This is a genomic window from Microbacterium oxydans (assembly GCF_026559675.1).
In the GTDB taxonomy this organism is placed as follows: Bacteria; Actinomycetota; Actinomycetes; order Actinomycetales; family Microbacteriaceae; genus Microbacterium; species Microbacterium oxydans_D.
Genome location: NZ_CP092891.1, coordinates 3,068,569 through 3,086,991, shown reverse-complemented (window position 1 = coordinate 3,086,991; position 18,423 = coordinate 3,068,569). Strand labels below are relative to the sequence as shown.

At 71.0% G+C, this 18,423-nt stretch carries 18 protein-coding genes and 1 tRNA gene; 14 read left to right on the top strand and 5 right to left on the bottom strand.

What is annotated here, in order from left to right:
* The first annotated feature begins 10 nt into the window (after positions 1-10).
* From MME74_RS14960 to MME74_RS14940, 5 genes are all read left to right on the top strand, one after another.
* A complete protein-coding gene (locus MME74_RS14960; protein WP_324170117.1) occupies positions 11-1,402 on the top strand; it encodes an NAD(P)/FAD-dependent oxidoreductase in 1,392 nt (463 codons plus the stop codon).
* A gap of 118 nt (positions 1,403-1,520) precedes the next feature.
* Positions 1,521-2,882, top strand: coding sequence for an aminotransferase class I/II-fold pyridoxal phosphate-dependent enzyme (locus MME74_RS14955; protein ID WP_267415851.1), 1,362 nt, complete (start codon positions 1,521-1,523; stop codon positions 2,880-2,882).
* Positions 2,879-4,129, top strand: coding sequence for a pyridoxal phosphate-dependent aminotransferase (locus tag MME74_RS14950; protein ID WP_267415850.1), 1,251 nt, complete (start codon positions 2,879-2,881; stop codon positions 4,127-4,129). Before MME74_RS14955 ends, MME74_RS14950 begins: the two co-directional genes overlap by 4 nt.
* Before the next feature lie 11 nt (positions 4,130-4,140).
* A tRNA-Cys gene (locus tag MME74_RS14945) sits at positions 4,141-4,211 on the top strand.
* Between the two features lie 150 nt (positions 4,212-4,361).
* Positions 4,362-5,141, top strand: coding sequence for a hypothetical protein (locus MME74_RS14940; protein ID WP_267415849.1), 780 nt, complete (start codon positions 4,362-4,364; stop codon positions 5,139-5,141).
* Positions 5,142-5,156: 15 nt separating this feature from the next.
* On the opposite strand, the gene MME74_RS14935 is transcribed toward MME74_RS14940, so the two are convergent.
* A complete protein-coding gene (locus MME74_RS14935; RefSeq protein ID WP_267415848.1) occupies positions 5,157-6,008 on the bottom strand; it encodes an AraC family transcriptional regulator in 852 nt (283 codons plus the stop codon).
* 122 nt (positions 6,009-6,130) lie between these two features.
* On the opposite strand from MME74_RS14935, the gene MME74_RS14930 reads away from it, so the two are divergent.
* The gene (locus MME74_RS14930; protein ID WP_267415847.1) at positions 6,131-6,676 is read left to right on the top strand and encodes a carboxymuconolactone decarboxylase family protein; all 546 of its coding nucleotides are present in this window, start codon (positions 6,131-6,133) and stop codon (positions 6,674-6,676) included.
* Between the two features lie 57 nt (positions 6,677-6,733).
* On the opposite strand, the gene MME74_RS14925 is transcribed toward MME74_RS14930, so the two are convergent.
* On the bottom strand, positions 6,734-7,477 hold the full coding sequence (locus MME74_RS14925) for a glutamine amidotransferase (protein WP_267415846.1): 744 nt from the start codon (positions 7,475-7,477) through the stop codon (positions 6,734-6,736).
* Between the two features lie 59 nt (positions 7,478-7,536).
* Between MME74_RS14925 and MME74_RS14920 the strand changes: the two genes are divergently transcribed.
* Entirely contained in the window at positions 7,537-8,214 is a 678-nt protein-coding gene (locus tag MME74_RS14920; RefSeq protein WP_267415845.1) for an HAD-IA family hydrolase, read from the top strand.
* Positions 8,215-8,218: 4 nt separating this feature from the next.
* On the opposite strand, the gene MME74_RS14915 is transcribed toward MME74_RS14920, so the two are convergent.
* Positions 8,219-9,553 (bottom strand): aminotransferase class III-fold pyridoxal phosphate-dependent enzyme, encoded by a 1,335-nt coding sequence (locus MME74_RS14915; protein WP_267415844.1) that lies wholly within the window; start codon positions 9,551-9,553, stop codon positions 8,219-8,221.
* 81 nt (positions 9,554-9,634) lie between these two features.
* Between MME74_RS14915 and MME74_RS14910 the strand changes: the two genes are divergently transcribed.
* Positions 9,635-10,414 (top strand): YggS family pyridoxal phosphate-dependent enzyme, encoded by a 780-nt coding sequence (locus MME74_RS14910; protein WP_324170116.1) that lies wholly within the window; start codon positions 9,635-9,637, stop codon positions 10,412-10,414.
* 6 nt (positions 10,415-10,420) lie between these two features.
* Positions 10,421-11,293 (top strand): heme o synthase, encoded by an 873-nt coding sequence (locus MME74_RS14905; RefSeq protein WP_267415843.1) that lies wholly within the window; start codon positions 10,421-10,423, stop codon positions 11,291-11,293.
* Positions 11,294-11,323: 30 nt separating this feature from the next.
* Here the strand turns inward: MME74_RS14905 and MME74_RS14900 are convergent, their stop codons facing one another.
* Positions 11,324-11,530, bottom strand: coding sequence for a CDGSH iron-sulfur domain-containing protein (locus tag MME74_RS14900; RefSeq protein WP_267415842.1), 207 nt, complete (start codon positions 11,528-11,530; stop codon positions 11,324-11,326).
* A complete protein-coding gene (locus MME74_RS14895; RefSeq protein WP_267415840.1) occupies positions 11,527-12,576 on the bottom strand; it encodes an iron-containing redox enzyme family protein in 1,050 nt (349 codons plus the stop codon). The genes MME74_RS14900 and MME74_RS14895 overlap by 4 nt, the downstream gene beginning before the upstream one ends.
* Before the next feature lie 296 nt (positions 12,577-12,872).
* Between MME74_RS14895 and MME74_RS14890 the strand changes: the two genes are divergently transcribed.
* The 5 genes from MME74_RS14890 to MME74_RS14870 are packed head-to-tail and all read left to right on the top strand — an operon-like array spanning position 12,873 to position 18,358.
* On the top strand, positions 12,873-13,247 hold the full coding sequence (locus tag MME74_RS14890) for a DUF427 domain-containing protein (protein WP_267415839.1): 375 nt from the start codon (positions 12,873-12,875) through the stop codon (positions 13,245-13,247).
* 29 nt (positions 13,248-13,276) lie between these two features.
* A complete protein-coding gene (locus MME74_RS14885) occupies positions 13,277-14,830 on the top strand; it encodes an ABC transporter substrate-binding protein (protein WP_267415838.1) in 1,554 nt (517 codons plus the stop codon).
* Positions 14,831-14,833: 3 nt separating this feature from the next.
* Positions 14,834-15,877, top strand: a complete 1,044-nt coding sequence (locus MME74_RS14880) for an ABC transporter permease (protein ID WP_267415837.1) — start codon at positions 14,834-14,836, stop codon at positions 15,875-15,877.
* Position 15,878: 1 nt separating this feature from the next.
* A complete protein-coding gene (locus MME74_RS14875; RefSeq protein ID WP_267415836.1) occupies positions 15,879-16,799 on the top strand; it encodes an ABC transporter permease in 921 nt (306 codons plus the stop codon).
* The gene (locus MME74_RS14870; protein WP_267415835.1) at positions 16,796-18,358 is read left to right on the top strand and encodes an ATP-binding cassette domain-containing protein; all 1,563 of its coding nucleotides are present in this window, start codon (positions 16,796-16,798) and stop codon (positions 18,356-18,358) included. The genes MME74_RS14875 and MME74_RS14870 overlap by 4 nt, the downstream gene beginning before the upstream one ends.
* Positions 18,359-18,423 lie beyond the last annotated feature (65 nt).

Here is an 18,423-nt window from a genome sequence, read left to right as displayed (position 1 = left end):
GAGTTCGTTGATGGAAAAGCGCATGAGCGACGTCGTCTTCTCACGGCGTGCATTGTTGGGCGGGATGCTCGGAGCGGGAGCGATCATGCTCGTCGGCTGCGGACCGGACGAGGCATCCCCCTCGCCGTCCGCGGGAAGCGGGGGAGGGTCCTACGACGTCATCGTCATAGGGGCCGGCTCCGCCGGCATGGCGGCCGCGCGGGAGCTGATGGACGCCGGCAAGAAGGTGATCGTGCTCGAGGCGCGCGACCGCGTCGGCGGGCGCATGTGGACCGACCGCACGCTGCTCTCCATCCCGCACGAAAGAGGCGCGTCGCTGTGTCACGGCGGCCCGGACACCGAGACGTGGGCCTGGGCGCAGAAGCTCGGGATCGAGGGGCGGAAGTTCGAGAACACCTTCTCCCGCTACAGCCCGAGCACGCCGTGGGTGGGCTGGGATACGCCCGACTTCTATGCGTTCCCGGAAGGCGCCCCCGCGCTCTCGGTTCCGCTGCCGGAGCCGACGGCCAAGGAGTCCGCGCTGCAGTACCTGGAACGCCTCGGCATCGCCCCGACGAACTACCCGCTCGCGCTGCTGGGCATCCAGGTCGACACCGAGCAGTTCGCTGTCTATCCCGCTTCCGGCGTGGTCGACACTCTCGCGGCATGCCTCACGGTGTCGAAGACCGGGAAGATCGAGCCCGACGGGTACGCGGGCGACTTCAAGCTGCTCGCTCCCTACGTCGACATCCTGAACGCCGTCGGCGAGGGCGTGGAGGTGCGTCTGGAGACGCCGATCGAGACGATCGACTACTCCGGATCCGGGGTGAGCGTGCAGGCGGGGTCCGAGACGTTCGAGGCCGACGCCTGCATCGTCACCGTGCCGATCGGAGTGCTGCAGGAGCGCTCGATCACCTTCTCTCCGCCGTTGGAGGACGATCGGATGGCGGCGATCGACGCGGTCAAGCAGACCGTCGCCTACAAGACGATCCTCGAGTTCGATCACCCGGTGCGCCCGGAGAACTTCGACATGGTGAACCAGCATGACGAAGGACCGTGCCAGTTCTGGGACGAGTCCACGGGCATGCCCGGCTACGACGGCCAGCTCATCGTCGCCTGGGACACCGGCGACCGCGCCCGGGAGCTGCTCGCACTGCCGGAGAAGGAGCGGTTCGACGCGGCCCTCGCCGGTGTGCGCAAGCTCGCGGGGGATCAGGGGCTGAACTACGTGAACGCATCGAACTACGACTGGCGCGACGACAGGTTCGCCCTCGGTGCGTACGCGACGGGCGAGCGCGACCAGGACACGATCTACCGGCCGTCGAAGGACACGCTGTTCTGGGCGGGTGCGATCAAGAGCTCGGTCGCGAGCGCGCATTCCAGCGGACTCGAGGCAGCGCAGGCGGTTCTCGTCGCGTCCTAGCCGAACGCCTCGACGGCAGGTGAGGGCGGAGGGGGGAGCGACCCGATGGGCTCCCGCCTCCGCCCGCCCTGGTGCGTCAGATTTTGACATAGGCCAAAAATTCGCATACCGTCGAGCCATGGTTCCAGCGGGCGATCTCGACGACATGTCACACGGCATTGCGGGAGCGACCGCCGCCGAGATCTCCGAGAGCGTGCGCGATCTCGTCGAGCGCGGGGAGTTCGCCCCCGGAGACCACCTTCCGTCCGTCCGGGCGCTCGCCGCGCACCTCGGCGTCAACCGGAACACGGTCCTGGCCGCCTACCGTGCGCTGGTCGTCGCGCGCATCGCGGCGACGGGCGGGCGCACCGGGACCACCGTGCTCGGGCCGGAGCAGAACGCCGACGAGGGCTTCACTCCCGGCTCGGTGCTGCGCGACATCGGCAGCGGCAACCCCGACCCCGCTCACCTCCCCGACCTCGCCGCCGCTTTCGCCGCGGTCACCCCCGGGCATGTGCTGTACGGCGAATCCGTGATCGACCCGGACCTGGCGGAATGGGCGACCGAGTGGATCGCCGCCGACCATCCGCGCGCCTTCCGCCTGTCCGTCACCGCGGGAGCCGTGGATGCCGTCGAGCGGCTGCTCGCCCAGACCCTCGTCCAGGGCGACCGCGTCGGCCTGGAGGATCCGTGCTTCCTCTCCAGCATTCACACCGCTCGCCTCGCCGGGTACACGCCGGTCCCGATCCCCGTCGACCGGGAGGGCATGACGGTGCAGGGTCTTCGCGCAGCCCTCGAGAGCGGAGCGCGCGCGATCGTCTGCACGCCGCGCGCTCAGAACCCGACCGGCGTCGGCACGTCCCCCGCCCGTGCACGGGAGCTCCGCGAGGTCCTCGCCGACCACCCGCACGTGCTGGTCATCGAGGACGACCACTTCTCGCTCCTCGCCCCGGAGCCGTATTCGAGCATCATCGCTCCGACGCACGAGCGGTGGGCGCTGGTGCGCTCGGTGTCGAAGTTCCTGGGGCCCGACATGCGCCTCGCGATCACGGCGTCCGATCCGGTCACGGCGCAGCGGCTCGCCCGACGGCTCAGCCCGGGGACGATGTGGGTGAGCCACGTGATGCAGCGTCTCGCCGCCGCCATGCTGCGCGACGAGGGCACGCGGACGCGGATCGCCGAAGCGGGCGAGCACTACGTCCGCCGCAATCGCGCCTTCCTCTCGCTGCTCGGGGTGCGCGGAGTGCCCGCGCAGAGCGACGGCGGGCTCAACGTGTGGACGGACGTGCGTCACGACGCCGCCGAGGTCGGCCGCCGGCTCGCGACGCGCGGATGGCTCGCGCGCTCCGGTGACGAGTTCGCGCTGGAGCCGGGCAGCTCCACCGGATCCACCCGGCTGCGCCTGACCGTGCACGACCTCGACGACGCGGATCAGCGTCGTCTGGCCGACGATCTCGCGGCGGCCGTCCGCGAAGCCCGCTCGGCGGGAGCGGACGGATGAGCGCCGGCGGTCCGGTGGACGACGGGTACCGCGTCGGACGCTCCTCCCGACTGGACGGGGTGCTGTACGACCTGCGCGGTCCCGTCGCCGAGCGCGCGGCCGAGTTGGAGAAGCGCGGCGAGTCCATCCTCCGACTCAACATCGGCAACCCGGCGCCGTTCGGGTTCGAGGCGCCGACGGTCGTCGTCGAGGCTCTGCGCGCCGCGCTCCCGCAGGCCCACGGCTACTCGGAGTCCGCGGGGCTGCCCGAGACCCGCGAGGCGATCAGCGCGCACTATGCGCTCCGTCCCAGATTCCCCGCGCTCGGCATCGAGGACATCACGGTCGGCAACGGGGTCTCCGAGCTCGTCGGGCTGACGCTGCAGGCGCTGCTCGAGCCCGGCGACGAGGTGCTGATCCCGAGCCCCGACTACCCGCTGTGGACCGCGTCGACGATCCTGGCCGGCGGACATGCGGTGCACTATCCCTGCGTCGAGACCGACGGCTGGACCCCGGACCTGGAGGCGATGGAGGCGCTGATCGGCCCGCACACCGCGGCGATCGTCGTCATCAACCCGAACAACCCGACCGGCGCGGTCTACGGGCGGGCGGTGCTCGAGCAGATAGCCGAACTCGCTCGACGCCACGGGCTCCTGCTCCTCTCCGACGAGATCTACGACCGTGTCGTGTATCCGGGATTCACGCACACCTCCACGGCGCAGGTCGCCCCGGATGTCCCGTGCATCACCTTCGCGGGGCTCTCCAAGACCCATCGCGTCGCGGGATACCGGGCCGCGTGGATGGCGGCGACCGGATTCCACCGCGACGACCCCTTCCTCTCCGGCGTCCGGCTGCTGGCATCGATGCGGATGTGCGCGTCCGTCCCGGCACAGCACGCCATCACGGCTGCCCTCACGCACGACGACTCCCTGGATGCGCTGGTGGCTCCCGACGGGCGGCTGACACGGCAGCGGGATACGGCGCTCGAGGCCCTCGACGCGATCCCCGGGGTCCGCACGCAACCGGCGGGCGGCGGGCTCTACCTCTTCCCGCGCCTGGATCCCGAGGTGCATCGGATCGCCGACGACGAGCGGCTCGTGCTCGACCTCCTCGATGCGGAGCGCATCCTCCTTGTGCACGGCAGGGCGTTCAACTGGCCCGCCCCCGACCATCTCCGGATCGCGTTCCTGCCGGAGACCGATGTGCTGACCGATGCGCTGCAGCGGTTCGGCACGTTCCTGAACGGATACTCCCCGCCCGGCGGCTGAGCATCCGACCCGGTGGAGTGACCGAGTGGCCAGGTCGCGGTCCGCAAGACCGTGCACGCAGGTTCGAATCCTGCCTCCACCTCAACCGGGCTCACCGCCGGGCGCTGATCCGAGCGGCCCTGCTCCTCCCCGGATCTCCCACAGACAGGTGCGCGGGCGCCGCCGAGAGGCTACGCTGACCAGCACTGATCGCCGTGGATGCCGAGTCCTCGGAGTCGAGAGGCAGGTCCCGATGCGCACATCATCCATCGTCCTCACCTTCGCGGTGGCGTTCGCCGGTGTGGTCGCCGGGGGAGCCGTCGTCGACACCGTTCGAGCGAGCGACTCCGCCGTGACGCCCTCCGCGCCTCCCGCGGCGGCGTCGGCGGAAGACCTGGAGCGCCTCGAGGACGTGCTGGCGGGTCAGGGTGGCGGCGGAGACGCGCAGTGGCTCGACCGGACGCTTCGCGAGACCCTTCCCAACTTCACCATCTCCCGGGATGGTGCGCCGGGGGCGCGTGTCTACGAGGCGACGATCGACGGCGTGGTCCGCGACGTCCGTCCCGGCACCGGCGCCCGGGACAGCGTCCGCGACGATGACACCGTCCAGCGCGACGAGCTCGCGTTCGACGATCCCGCCGCGAACTGGCGCACCGTGGTCCTCACGGTCGAGGTGCGGGACGACTTCGACCCGGAGACGGCGATGCCCTCGGAGATCGACGTGGTCCTGTGGCTGGACGGAGCGACCGACCCCGACGTGGTGCGCGAGGGCTTCTCGGGGCAGCGGATCTTCGCCGTCCTCGAAGAGCCCGGTCGTCTCGCGCCCGCGGACGCGTACCCGGTCGCCCGGAACGGCGCACTGATCGGTGTGATCCGTGACGACGGATCCCTCTCCTTCCCCAGCCTCGGCGTCGATGAGGGCCTGTACGTGGACGGGCTCACCACGATCTCGGCGATCCAGGCGGCTGCCGAAGCCCCCGCCGTCGTGCTTCCCCTCTCCCTGGAGAACGGCTCCTGGGAGCGGACGGACTAGCGGCGCCGGCAGGACTCAGGCGGCCAGCGTCAGCCACGCGCGCGGCGAGTGGCCGATGCGCTGGGCGAAGACCCGTGAGAACGCGGAGGAGCTCGCGTAGCCGAGCTCTGCCGCGACGGAGCTGACCGACATGCCTGCGCGCAGCTGCTCCTGCGCGATCGTGAGCCGCCATTCCGTGAGGTAGTCGCCGGGCGAGCGCCCGAGCACCTCCTTGAACCGGGCGGCGAAGGCACTGCGCGACATGTTGGCGGTGCGGGCGAGGGAATCCAGGTTCCAGGGATCGCCCGGGGACTCGTGGACCGCGACCAGCGCAGGTGCGAGTCGCTCGTCCGAGAGTCCGGGGATCAGTCCCGGGGGCAGGTCGAGCTCCTCCGAGTGATCGAGCATCCACCGCAGCAGCTGGATCAGGACGACCTCGAACATCCGGTCGGCGAGCAGAGGGCGCCCGCAGCGGACGTTGTCGACCTCGGCGAACAGCAGGTCGAGTGCGGGGGCGAGGGTCACGACCTCGTCGAGGGGGAGGACGATCGTCGAGGGGAGTGTGCGCACGAGGGGGTGCGTGGCGCCGCCGTCGAAGTCGAGTGTCGCGCACGCGAAGTCGGATTCGTCGGTCGGGGCGTTGATGAACGTGTGGTCGATCGGCCGGGGGAACAGCAGCAGGCTCGGCCGCGTGATGCTCTCGCGCTCGATGGTGCCGTCGGCTGCCCGGTGCGTCACCTCCATCTCGCCGCGCCGCAGCACGTGGAGGAAGCCGTGGCCTCCGCTCGCGGGGAAGACGTTCGTGCCGCACAGCGGGCCGCTGTGGAAGAGACGGGTGCGCACGTGGAAGCGCTCGAGCAGGGGAGTGAGACGGTCCAGCGGCGGCATGTCTCCAGTATCTGGACGATCTGTCATGAATGCAAGACTCTTTGCTGCGTATCGTCCGAGTGTTCTCGGAAGACTGGAGGGGTGGTCGGACCGGCCGCATCCCACGATCGAAGGAGCACCCCGTGCCCAACGTCCCCCTCATCGACAGCGAGAACGCCACCGGAAACGTCAAGGAGCAGCTCGACCAGATCTCCGGCGCCTTCGGCAGCGTTCCCGCGATGTTCCGCGCGGTCGCCAACTCTCCGGCCGCGCTCACGAGCATGTGGAGCGCTTTCGGCGCCTACGGCGACGGCACGCTCGGTGCCGCGATCGGCGAGCAGATCGCCGTCGCCGTCGCCAACCGCAACTCGTGCCAGTACTGCCTCGCGGCGCACACCGCCCTCGGCAAGAAGGCCGGCCTCACCCGGGAGACCCTCGCCGCCGCCCAGGACGGCGAGTCCGATGACCCGCGCACCGCGGCGCTGCTCGCCTTCGCGGTGAAGCTCGTGGAGGACCGCGGTCAGGTGTCGTCGGCCGATGTCGACGCCGTGCGCGCGCAGGGCTGGAACGACGAGGAGATCGTCGAGGCGATCGGCCAGGTCGCGCTGAACCTCTTCACGAACTACCTGAACATCGCCCTCGACGTCCCCGTCGACTTCCCGAGCGTCGCGCTTCGTCGCAAGGCCTGAGCACCCCCGCACCAGAAGGGCCGGATCCTGGGGGATCCGGCCCTTCGTCGTGCGTGTCTAGCGGCTCTCGTCGCGGAGCTTCGCCGCGGACTCGATCTCCTCCAGCCAGCCGCCGATCGCCGCACGGGCCGCGACTTCGAGCTGCGGACCATCGCGCCTGGCCTGCTCGCGGATGGTGCGGGGATCGATCCCGTGGTGGTGCAGCTCATGCGCGTGGCCGATGAGCCAGCGGTCGATCGCCCGAGGATCCGCCTCCACGTGGAACTGCAGGGCGAGCGCGGTGTCGGTACGGAAGGCCTGGTGTGGAAAACCGGGAGTGCGGGCGAGATGGCGGGCGCCGGTGGGGATCGTGAACGCATCGCCGTGCCAGTGCAGGACGGGCACCCCGTCCAGGGGGTGCAGCGGGGAGTCGAGCCCCTCCTCCGTCAGCTCCAGTGGCGCGTAGCCGATCTCCACGGCTCCGGTCGGGCGCACGTCCGCACCCATCGCCTCGGCGATCAGCTGCGCACCGAGGCAGATCCCGAGCAGCGGCCGTCCCGCTCGCAGGCGGTGCGCGATGGCCTCCTTCTCGGCGTGGAGGAACGGGTAGCCGTCGGTGTCGTACACGCCGATCGGACCGCCGAGGGCGATCAGCAGATCGGCCGCGTCGACCTGCTCGATGTCGATGGCTTCGACGCCCGGCTCGAGATACTCCACCCGGTACCCGCGCTCCGACAGGAGGGGTTCGAGGATCCCCAGGTCCTCGAACGGGACATGTCGGAACGCGAGCGCGGTGCGTGGTCGAGGGTCGAGGATCGTCATGGCGCTGCAGCCTCCCTGCCGCAGGTTCTGCGACTCCGCCGGGGTGATAGTTTTGACCTATGCCAAAATTATCACATGAGCGGCGCGCGTCGTCCTGGGAGTTCGCGGGGGCCGGCATCCTGTTCGACTGCGACGGCGTGCTCGTCGATTCGGTGGACGCCGCCGCGCCCGCGTGGGAGGAGTGGGCGCGTCGGCATGCGCCCGCGTTCGACTTCCGACGGGATGCGCCGCACGGCATGCGCCCGAGCGAGGTCGTCACCGGTCTCGTCGGGCCGGAGGCGGCACCGGCGGCGATCGCGCACCTGATCGCCCTCGAGGTGGAAGCGGCCGCCGAGACGCGGGAGATCCCCGGTGCGGCACGGCTCGTCGGCTCGCTGCCCCGGGGTGCGTGGGCGGTCGTCACGAGCAGCAACCGCATCGTCGCCACGGCGCGGCTGCGCAGCGCGGAGGTGCCGCATCCGTCGGTCCTCGTCGCGGCGGAGGACGTCTCTCGGGGAAAGCCCGAGCCCGACCCCTATCTGCTCGGTGCGCAGCGGCTGGGCCGCGCCCCGGCGGACTGCATCGTGTTCGAGGACTCGGTCCCCGGCATCCGCTCGGCACGTGCGGCCGGCATCGGCGCCGTGATCGGGGTCGGATCGGGCTCCCGGGCGGGAGGTCCCGATCTTGTGGTCGCCGACCTCGACGGCGTGCGGTGGCACGAGGGGGTCCTCGTGGTCGACGTCGCCGAGGCCGGCTGAGGGATCAGTCGAGCGTCGCCAGGGCCCGGTCGATCACGTCGAGGGCGATGCCGAGGTGATCGTCGGTCGTGGTGAGGGTCGGCAGGAAGCGGATGACGTTCGAGTCGCTGCCCGCGGTCAGCAGCAGGATGCCGTGCTGTGCGGCGAACTCGGCGATCGCGGAGGCGGCGCCCGCCGCCGGTCGCGTGGTGCCCGGCTCGCTCAGCTCGAATGCGTACATCGCACCGACGCCGCGCACGTCGCCGATCAGGGGGTGGCGGGAGGCGAGGTCGGAGAGGCCGCGCTGGAGCTTCTCGCCGATGCGCAGGGCCGCGGCGAAGAAGCGGCCGTCGTCGAGCTCGTCGAAGACCGCCAGGGCCGCGGCGATCGACACCGGGTTGCCGCCGAACGTCCCGCCCAGGCTGCCGGGATCGGGGGCGTCCATGATCTCGGCTCGCCCGGTGACTCCGGCCAGCGGGAGGCCTGCCGCGATCGCCTTCGCGGTGAGCACGAGGTCGGGGACGACGCCGAAGTGCTCGCTCACGAACCAGGTGCCTGTCCGGCCGAGGCCGGTCTGGATCTCGTCGGCGATGAAGACGACGCCGTTGCGGGTGCACCACTCCTGGAGCGCGGGGAGGTAGCCGTCGGCCGGCACGACGAAGCCGCCCTCGCCCTGGATGGGCTCCGCGATCACGGCGGCGAGGTCGGCCACGCCGATGCGCTGCTCGAGGTGGGTGATCGTGCGCTGGGCCGCCTGCTCGCCGGTGAGACCGTCGCGGTACGGGTAGGAGTTCGGCACCCGATGGATGTCCGAGGCGAACGGGCCGAATCCGGTGCCGTAGGCGGCCTTGTGGTTCATGGCCAGCGTGAGGTTCGTACGTCCGTGGAAGGCGTGGTCGAGGGCGGCGACAACGCGGCGACCCGTGTGCCGGCGGGCGATCTTGACCGCGTTCTCGACGGCCTCCGCGCCCGAGTTCACGAAGATCGAGCGCTTCTCGTGGTCGCCCGGCGTCTTCTCGGCGAGCCGCTCCGCCAGGCGCACGTAGCCTTCGTAGGGCGTCACCGTGAAGAGGGTGTGCGTGACCCGGTCGAGCTGGGCGGCCGCGGCGGCCGTCGCCGCCGGATTCACATGACCGAGCGTGGTGACGCCGATGCCGCTGCCCAGGTCGAGGAAGCGGTTGCCGTCGACGTCGGTGACCCAGGGGCCGTCGGCGTGCTCGATGTACACGGGGAGGATGCTCCCGACACCGCGGGCGACGGTCCGCATCCGGCGCTCATGGATGGCCCGGCTGCGCGGGCCCGGCACCTCGGTGCGCACGGAGGGGGCGGACAGGTCTGGAAGCGTGCGGACAGCGGGCATGGCGGCTCCTCGATCGTGCGGCGTCGGGTGACGGATTCCACCCGGATCTGATCGGCCTAAGACTATGTTAGTGTTTGGCCTATGTCAAAGATGGAAGCGCCGGCTGGAGCCGAGGATCGCTACCCCACGGCGTTCACCGTGGAGGACTTCCAGCACAACGTCGCGAGCGTCCATGCCCGCATCGCCGCCGCTGCTCTGCGGGTCGGGCGCGCGCCCGAGGAGGTGACGCTGCTCCCCGTGAGCAAGACGGTGCCGACCGACCGCGTGCGCGTCGCGATCGAATCGGGGCTGCGGCTGCTGGGGGAGAACAAGGTGCAGGAGGCGGTGCGCAAGCACGGCGAGACCGCCGATCTCGACGTCGCGTGGTCGATCATCGGGCACCTGCAGACCAACAAGGCCAGAGACGTCGCCGCGTTCGCGACCGAGTTCCAGGCGCTCGACCGGCTCCGCGTCGCCGAGGCGCTCGACCGGCGGCTCCGGGCCGCCGGACGTCGCCTCGACGTCTTCGTCCAGGTCAACACCTCGGCGGAGGACTCCAAGTTCGGCATGCCGCCGGAGGAGCTGCCCGCCTTCCTCGAGGCGCTGCCGTCCTACGAGACGCTCCGGGTACGCGGCCTGATGACCCTCGCCATCCTGACGCCGGACGATCTCCGGGTGCGGGAGTGCTTCGCCCTGCTGCGCACCCTGCGCGACCAGGCCAGGGAGGACGCGCCCGATCTCATCGGCGCGGGGGAGCTGTCGATGGGCATGTCGGGGGACTACGAGATCGCCGTCGAGGAGGGGGCGACGTGCGTGCGCGTCGGCCAGGCGATCTTCGGCGCCCGCGCCCTGCCCGACAGCCACTACTGGCCGGAGGGCTGAGCACACGTGCTGCGGATCCTGCGCGCGTACCTCGAACTCACCAAGCCCCGCATCCTCGAGCTCCTCCTCGTCACCACGATCCCGGTCATGGTGTTCGCCGCCGACGGACGGCCCGACGTCGGCCGGATGGCGGCGGTCCTCCTCGGCGGGGCGCTGAGCGCGGGCTCTGCCGGGGCCTTCAACATGTACCTCGAGCGGGAGAGCGACGCGCTGATGGAGCGCACGGCGGGCCGACCATTGGTCACCGGGGTCATCTCCCCGCGGGCGGGTCTGATCTTCGCGTGGGTGCTGGCCGTGGCATCCGTCGTCTGGATGGTCGCGGCGGTCGGCCCGCTCCCCGCGGCGCTGTCGACGGCGGGGCTCGTGCTGTACGTGGTGCTCTACACGCTCGTGCTCAAGCGCCGCACCGAGCAGAACGTGGTCTGGGGTGGGATCGCGGGATGCATGCCCGTGCTCGTCGGATGGAGTGCGGTGCGAGGCGGCATCGAATGGCCGGCGATCGTGCTGTTCCTCGTGGTGTTCTTCTGGACGCCCGCGCACTACTGGCCGCTCTCGATCCGCTACCGCGAAGACTATCGACGCGCGGGCGTGCCCATGCTCGGGGCGACCCGCGACGCCGGATACGTCGCCGTCCGGGTGATCGGCTTCGCGTGGGCGACGGTGCTCTGCTCGCTCATGCTGCCCTTCGTCGCCGAGGTGAGCCCGGTGTACTGGACCGCGGCGCTGGTCACCGGAGCGGGGTTCCTGTTCTCCGCGCACCGCCTGCACGCACGGAGCAGGCAGGGCGCCGAGCTGCGGCCCCTGCTCGTCTTCCGGGCCTCGATCGTCCAGCTCGCGGTGCTCTTCCTCGCGGTCGGCATCGATCCGTTCGCGCGCTGACGTCCGGCGCCCCGGGGAGGGATGCCGTGATCAGTCGTCGGTGCGGAACCCCGCTGCCTTGTGGGTCCCGTCGCAGAACGGCTTGAGCGTGGAGAGCCCGCACCGGCACAGCGCCACGGTGCGACGGTGCGGCGCGATCGTCTCGCCGTCGGCGGTGCGCAGCTCGACGTCGCCGCGCACCAGCAGCGGGCCGTCGGGGTAGGGGGTGATCGTCGCGCGCTCGTCCGACCCGCTCATGATCCGGCCCGTGTCCGGAGCGACGAGGCACCCTCCGTCCACGCCTCCAGGGTGGCGGCTCCGCCCCAGCCGTCCACGGTCAGACAGGCGGCGGCGCCGAACAGGATGTCCGGGAGGAGCTCGGGGTGGTCCTCGGCGAGGCTGCCCGCGAGATCGCGCGCGGCGATCTGCTCGTGCACCGCATCCGCCTCGACGTGCTCCTCGAAGTAGGCCGCGACCTCGGGATCGAAGTCCAGGCGGTGCAGGCCGTCCGCGTAGAGCCGGCACGGGATGGACGAGGTCATCTCGTAGGCGGCCAGGTGTCCGACGATCGCACCGACCAGGCGGCGGTTCAGTCCGAACAGCGACATCATGTTCAGCGAGGCGAGGGTGACGGCCGGCACCTCGTCGACGTACGCGCCGTAGGTGTCGTCGAGGCCCGCGGCGCGCATCGCGCGGGCGAAGAGCACGGCGTGCACGCGCTGCGGCCGTCCGCCGCCGTATTCGTCGGACTGGATCTCCACGAGCGCGGCCTTCGCGCGCCCCTCCAGCCGGGGGATCGCCCAGGAGTGCGGATCCGCCTCGCGCAGCGTGTACACCGAGCGCAGGACGAGCATCTCCTCCGCCTGCTCCCTGGTCGCCTTCTTGGCGAAGTATCGGGAGAGGCTCGGCCCGGTGTCTGCGGCGGCGAGGGCGAACAGGGCGCGGCCGACGGCATCCACGGTCGGCTCGGGGAGGTCCGGCATCGGCACCGCATCGCGCAGCGCACGCTCGAACTCGACCTCCAGGATGCGGCGCGTCGCGAGCAGCGCGGGGTCCCACTCCCGGTCGGGGTCGAGCGCGGGAAGCGATCCGTACGCGGAGGCGTAGAGGACGAAGAGGGCCAGCTGCAGGTCGTCGTCGCGGACGATGTCGGTGCCCGTCGCGACGGCCGTCGCAGCGAGCGCCGTGTGGTCGGCGGCGTCGTCGTCGCCCGTCAGATGGGAGATGACGGCGCGACTCACCGGCCCGCGGTCGCGGAAGGCGAGGGATGCGGCCGGGGCGGGTGCCGGGGCGGATGCGGTCATGAAGGGAGCTCCCATCGGTGCGGTCCCTCGCATCCTCCCGTGCCCGGACCGGCAGCTCCAGGGACTTGACGCAGACGCGCGCACGGGGCATACGCACCGCGCGGCGAGGGTGCGGCCGTCCCGGAGGTGTCGCAGAACGGCGTCGGAGGACACGCGAGGAAATGAGTCGTCATCACGGGGAACCTCGTGACGGCTCCGGCGCCCTTCGGGACTTATATGGGCGTACGACGCACCGCGGAGCGCGTCGATCCCGTCCCGCTCGACGACCAGAGCACCCGAACATCCGAGGAGCGACCATGTCCGACACCACCGCAGAGCGCACCCACAGCGTCACCACCGAGCCCGCCGCCCACCGCGTGCGCGTGCTCGCCGGAGACCAGGTGCTCGCCGACTCCACCCGGGCCATCGTGCTGCACGAGTCGAACCACGCCGACCGCTACTACCTGCCGCGGGAGGACGTGAACTGGGAGCTGCTGCAGGAGACCGCGTCGAAGAGCCACTGTCCCGTCAAGGGCGACGCCGACGACTACTGGTCGTTGAAGAGCGATCCCTCCGTCGACGTCGCCTGGTCCTACCCGACCCCGTTCGACTACCTGCAGCCGATCGCCGGCCACGTCGCCTTCTACTCCGAGCGCGTCCAGGTGGACGCCGCCGAACTCCTCCCGCAGTAACACCGCACCCGAACCCAAGGACACCTCCCATGACCGCTCTCCTCTCGCCCCCGACGGGGCGTCGTCGACCGCTCGCGATCGTCGCCGCCCTCAGCGCGACCCTGCTGGCGCTCGCCGGATGCGCGACCGCCACCGCCTCCGACACGAAGACGGATGCCGCGACGCCCGTGTACCGCATCGGCATCAGCGACCCCGGCGCGGAGCTCGACCCGCTCACGGTCGCCGACGGCGACGCACAGCTGATCACGGGACTCGTCACGGAGCAGCTCGTGAGCTTCACGGCCGACGGCGAGGCGCTGCCGCGGCTGGCGACCGCATGGGAGGCCTCGGACGACGGCCTCACCTGGACCATCACGCTGCGCGACGGCGCGACCTTCAACGACGGCGACCCGGTCACGGCCGACGACGTCGTGGCGACGTTCGACGCGATCATCGGAGAAGACAGCATCTCGCCGGCGAAGAGCGCGTTCGCCGGCATCCTCGACACGGTCGCGGCGACCGACGACAGCACGGTGACCTTCGCGCTCGCCCGGCCGTTCTCGGACTTCCCGCGGCTGCTCGCCGGCAGCAACACCGGCATCCTCCCCGCCGACTACGAGCCGGGGACCTGGCTCGACAACCCGGTCGGCGCCGGGCAGTTCCTGCTCGAGGACTACGAGGTCGGGCAGAGCGTCACCTACGTGAAGAACCCCGACTACTGGAACGCGGACCAGATCGACCTCGACGGCGTCGAGCTCAAGATCTACAAGGACCCCCAGGCGATCGTGCTCGCGTTCCAGGCCGGGGAGATCGACCGGATCACCGTGTCGCCCGAGGTGCTCGCGACCGTGAACGTCGACGACTACGACACCCTCTCCGCCGGGTACAGCCACTTCTACGGCGTGCACCTCAACGTCACGAAGCCGCCGTTCGACGACGAGACGATCCGTCAGGCGCTGGCCTGGGCGATCGACCGCGACGCGATCGTCGACCTCGTGTTCGGCGGGACCGCGTCGGTCGGCAACGACTTCCCGGTCCTGCCCGACTACCTGCCGCAGCCGGTCGGTATCGAACAGCGGAAGCAGGACCTCGACAAGGTCGCCGAACTGCTCGACGGGCGAACCGTGTCGTTCACGATCACGACCTCCTTCCAGCTCTACGGCGAGGTGCTGCAGCAGCAGCTCAACGCGATCGACGGCTTCGACGTGAAGCTCGAGGTGCTGTCGGACGAGCAGTACTACGCGGAGGGCGACGACTCGCCCTGGCTGAACGCGCCGCTCACCATCACGAGCTGGGGCAAGCGGGTGCCGTCGCAGTACTACGGACTGTTCTACGCCGACGGCGCCGCCTGGAACGCCGCGCACTACGCCAACCCCGCGCTGGGAGCGCTCGTCGCCGACTTCGATGCCACGACCGACGACGCCGAGCGCGAGAAGCTGCTCACCGAGATCTCGCAGACGGAGTGGACCGACGTCCCGACGATCATCCCCGCCCTCGTGCGGTCGGAGGTGCTGCAGAACAAGCGGGTCCGCGGCGAGTTCATCGCGCCGATCGACTTCTGGTCGGGCTACAACTTCGCCGGCATCTCGATCGCGAGCGAGTGAACCATGACCGTCAGCTTCTCGTCGGGCGGGACCGCCTCGACGGCGTCGTCCGCCCGGCGAGGGCTGGCGGTGCTCCGCTCCCGACACAACCGGGTGCCGCGGCTGATCGGCCAGCGCCTCATCCAGGTGCCGCTCGTGCTGCTCGTGGTGTCGGTGCTGGTGTTCTGGCTCATCGAGGTCGTGCCGGGTGATCCGGGACGCAACGCCCTGGGCCAGTACGCGACGTCCGAGCAGGTGCAGGCCTGGAACGAGGCGCACGGACTGACCGGGTCTCTCGTCGGACGCTACTTCTCGTGGCTGATCGGCTTCGTCACCGGCGACTGGGGCACGAGCCTCATCTACGGCGCCCCGGTGCGGGAGCTCGTGCTCGGGCGACTCGGCAACTCGCTCTTCCTGGGAGCCGTGGCGTTCGTGATCCTCGTGCCCGTGGCCTTCGCCCTCGGCGCGATCCAGGCCCGACGCGAGGGATCGCGCACCGACCGCACGCTCACGATCGCCCTGATGTCGCTCGCCTCGGTGCCGGAGTTCGTGGTCGGCGTGCTGCTGCTGATCGTGTTCAGCCTGTGGCTCCGGTGGTTCCCGATCCAGTCGTCGATCAGTCTCGACGGTCCTCCCGGGGACGTGCTGCGGGCGCTCGTGCTGCCCGCCGTGACGCTCGCCCTCGGGTATCTGTCGGTGCTGGCGCGGATGACCCGCACGGGAGTGCTCGACACGCTCGACTCGCAGTACTACCGCACCGCCGTCATCAAGGGGCTGCACGGCCCGCGGCTCGCGGTCGGACACGTGGCGCGCAACGCGCTGATCCCCACCGTGTCGCTGCTGGGCATCTACGTCGGCACCCTGCTGGGCGGCAGCGCCATCGTCGAGACGCTCTTCGGCTATCCGGGGCTCGGCGCCCTCCTCGTCTCGGCCACGGTCGAGAAGGACATCTTCCTGCTCGAGTCGGGAGTCATGGTCACCGGGGTCGTCGCGCTCCTCGCCCTGCTGATCACCGACATCGCCCTCGTGCTCATCGACCCGCGCGTGCGCTTCGACGAAGGAGAATGACATGGCCCTCACCGAGGCGGTGCGCCGCTCCGACGCGACGACCATCGACCCCGTCGATGCGGATGCCGTCGCCCCGAGCATCCGGCCCGACGCCGCCCCGCGCGGACGACGTCCCCGGCGCTGGGTCGCCCTCCTGCGCCGACCCACTTTCGCCCTCAGCGCCGTGATCGTGCTGTTCTGGATCGCGGCGGCCGTGGGCTGGCGGCTGGTCGGCCTCGATCCCTTCGCCGACAGCGGCGCCCGCCTGTCTCCGCCGAGCCCCGAGCACTGGTTCGGCACCGACCGCATCGGTCGCGACGTGTACGCGCGCGTGCTCGCCGGCGCGGAACCCGCCCTGCTCGTCGGACCGTTCGGGGCGGCGCTCGCGACCGCTCTCGGTTCGACGCTGGGACTCATCGCCGGGTACCGCCGCGGCTGGGTCGACCAGCTCTTCATGCGCGGCTTCGACGTGTTCCTCACGCTGCCGACCCTGATCTTCCTGCTCGTGATCGTCGGGGCGTTCGGCGGCAGCCCGCTCACGATCATCGTCGCGGTCGGCATCCTCTTCGCCCCCGGCATCGCTCGCATCGTGCGTGCCGCCGTGCTGGTGGAGATGGGCAAGCAGTACGTGACCAGCGCGAGGATCCAGGGCGAGCGCGCCGGACGGATCGTGTTCCGCGAGCTGCTGCCGAACGTCTGGCCGCAGGTGCTCGTGCAGGCGACGCTGAGCGTGGCCGGGGCCATCTTCATCTCGTCGTCGCTGTCGTTCCTCGGTCTCGCCTCCGCCCCGCCGTCGCCCGACTGGGGCCTCGCGGTCAACGAGAACCGCACCTACCTGCAGGCGGCGTGGTGGACGCTGGCGTTCCCGACCCTCGCGATCGCGTCGCTCGTGGTCTCCCTCAACCTGATCGCAGACAACTTCCGAGAGGTGTTCCGACGATGACCGAACCACTGGTGAGCGTGCGCGGGCTGAGCGTCGACTACGAGGTCGAGGGGCGACTGCGGCGGGCGGTCGACGGCGTCGACTTCGACATCGACGCGGGGGGATCGCTGGGGCTGGTCGGCGAATCGGGCTCGGGCAAGAGCACGATCGCGTTCGCCCTCGCGCGGTACCTGCCCGCGGGCGCCCAGGTGCGCGCCGCGCAGATCACGGTCGACGGCCATGACGTGCTCGGCCTCGGCACCCGGGCCCTGCGCGACTATCGCCGCACCGCCATCGGCTTCGTGTACCAGGAGCCGGCGCGGGCGCTGAACCCCACCCGATCGGTGGGCAGCCAGGTCGCGGAGACCTACCGGCTGCAGGGACTCCGCACCGGTGCCGCCCGCACGGCGACCGTCGCGGCCTTCGCCGACGTGGGCCTGCCCGATCCCGAGAACCTCGTGCACAGGTTCCCGCATGAGCTCTCCGGCGGACAGCAGCAGCGCGTCGTGATCGCGATGGCGCTCGCCGCCGACCCCCGCCTGCTCATCCTCGACGAGCCGACCACGGGTCTGGACAGCCGGGTGGAAGCCGACGTGATCGCGCTCGTCGACCGGCTGCGCCGCGAACGCGGCTTCGCCACCCTGCTGATCAGCCACAACCTGCCGCTGGTGGCGAGCCACACGGAGCGGATCGGCGTGCTCGAGCGCGGGATCCTCGTCGAGCACGGTGCGGCCGCGGGGATCGTGGAGACCCCGCTGCACCCCTACTCACGCCTGCTCGTCGACGCCGTGCCCTCGCTCGACGCCACGTCGCGACCGATCGAGCCCGAGCACGCGCGGCCGCTGCTCGCGGTGCGGGGAGTCAGCAAGCGCTACGGGACGCACCTCGCCCTCGACGGCGTCGACCTCGACATCGGCCGCGGCGAGGTGCTCGGCCTGGTCGGCGAATCCGGCAGCGGCAAGACCACGCTGGGCCGCGTGATCGCGGGGCTCGCGCGCGCGGAGGGAACGGTCACTCTCGACCGGGACGATGCCGCGACCGCCGTGCCCGTGCAGTTCGTGTTCCAGAGCCCGGACGCCTCGCTCAACCCCCGGCGCACCGTGCGGCAGACGCTCTCCCGGTCGATCCAGCTGCTGCACGGCGACACCGATGCCGAGGAGCTCGCCCTCTCCACCGGCCTGCCCGGCGAGGTGCTCGACAAGCTCCCGGATGAGCTCTCGGGCGGGCAGAAGCAGCGGGTGGCGATCGCCAGGGCCTTCGCCGGACGCAGCCCGCTCGTCGTGTGCGACGAGCCCACCTCCGCCCTCGACGTCAGCGTGCAGGCACGCGTGCTCGACCTGCTCGTCGAGCTGCAGGAGCGCACCGGGGTGTCCTACCTCTTCATCACGCACGACCTCGCCGTCGTCCGTCGCATCGCGCATCGCGTGGCCGTGCTCAACGGCGGACGCATCGTCGAGACCGGCGCCGTCGATGAGGTGCTGGGCGATCCTCAGCATCCGTACTCGGCATCCCTCGTGGCTGCCGCCCGCAGCCTGCGCGGCGAGACCACGCGGAGTCTCCGCGACGTCGTCGCCGCCTAGGACTGCGAAGGACCGGGCGCGACCAGCGGGTGGTCGCGCCCGGTCATCTCCTCTCCGCGTCCTCT

Excerpts from the sequence above, each read along its gene's own strand:
- MME74_RS14960 (WP_324170117.1), top strand. The coding sequence starts at position 11 with ATGGAAAAGCGCATGAGCGACGTCGTCTTCTCACGGCGTGCATTGTTG.
- MME74_RS14955 (WP_267415851.1), top strand. The coding sequence starts at position 1,521 with ATGGTTCCAGCGGGCGATCTCGACGACATGTCACACGGCATTGCGGGA.
- MME74_RS14950 (WP_267415850.1), top strand. The coding sequence starts at position 2,879 with ATGAGCGCCGGCGGTCCGGTGGACGACGGGTACCGCGTCGGACGCTCC.
- MME74_RS14940 (WP_267415849.1), top strand. The coding sequence starts at position 4,362 with ATGCGCACATCATCCATCGTCCTCACCTTCGCGGTGGCGTTCGCCGGT.
- MME74_RS14935 (WP_267415848.1), bottom strand. The coding sequence starts at position 6,008 with ATGCCGCCGCTGGACCGTCTCACTCCCCTGCTCGAGCGCTTCCACGTG.
- MME74_RS14925 (WP_267415846.1), bottom strand. The coding sequence starts at position 7,477 with ATGACGATCCTCGACCCTCGACCACGCACCGCGCTCGCGTTCCGACAT.
- MME74_RS14920 (WP_267415845.1), top strand. The coding sequence starts at position 7,537 with ATGCCAAAATTATCACATGAGCGGCGCGCGTCGTCCTGGGAGTTCGCG.
- MME74_RS14915 (WP_267415844.1), bottom strand. The coding sequence starts at position 9,553 with ATGCCCGCTGTCCGCACGCTTCCAGACCTGTCCGCCCCCTCCGTGCGC.
- MME74_RS14910 (WP_324170116.1), top strand. The coding sequence starts at position 9,635 with ATGTCAAAGATGGAAGCGCCGGCTGGAGCCGAGGATCGCTACCCCACG.
- MME74_RS14900 (WP_267415842.1), bottom strand. The coding sequence starts at position 11,530 with ATGAGCGGGTCGGACGAGCGCGCGACGATCACCCCCTACCCCGACGGC.
- MME74_RS14895 (WP_267415840.1), bottom strand. The coding sequence starts at position 12,576 with ATGACCGCATCCGCCCCGGCACCCGCCCCGGCCGCATCCCTCGCCTTC.
- MME74_RS14890 (WP_267415839.1), top strand. The coding sequence starts at position 12,873 with ATGTCCGACACCACCGCAGAGCGCACCCACAGCGTCACCACCGAGCCC.
- MME74_RS14885 (WP_267415838.1), top strand. The coding sequence starts at position 13,277 with ATGACCGCTCTCCTCTCGCCCCCGACGGGGCGTCGTCGACCGCTCGCG.
- MME74_RS14880 (WP_267415837.1), top strand. The coding sequence starts at position 14,834 with ATGACCGTCAGCTTCTCGTCGGGCGGGACCGCCTCGACGGCGTCGTCC.
- MME74_RS14875 (WP_267415836.1), top strand. The coding sequence starts at position 15,879 with ATGGCCCTCACCGAGGCGGTGCGCCGCTCCGACGCGACGACCATCGAC.
- MME74_RS14870 (WP_267415835.1), top strand. The coding sequence starts at position 16,796 with ATGACCGAACCACTGGTGAGCGTGCGCGGGCTGAGCGTCGACTACGAG.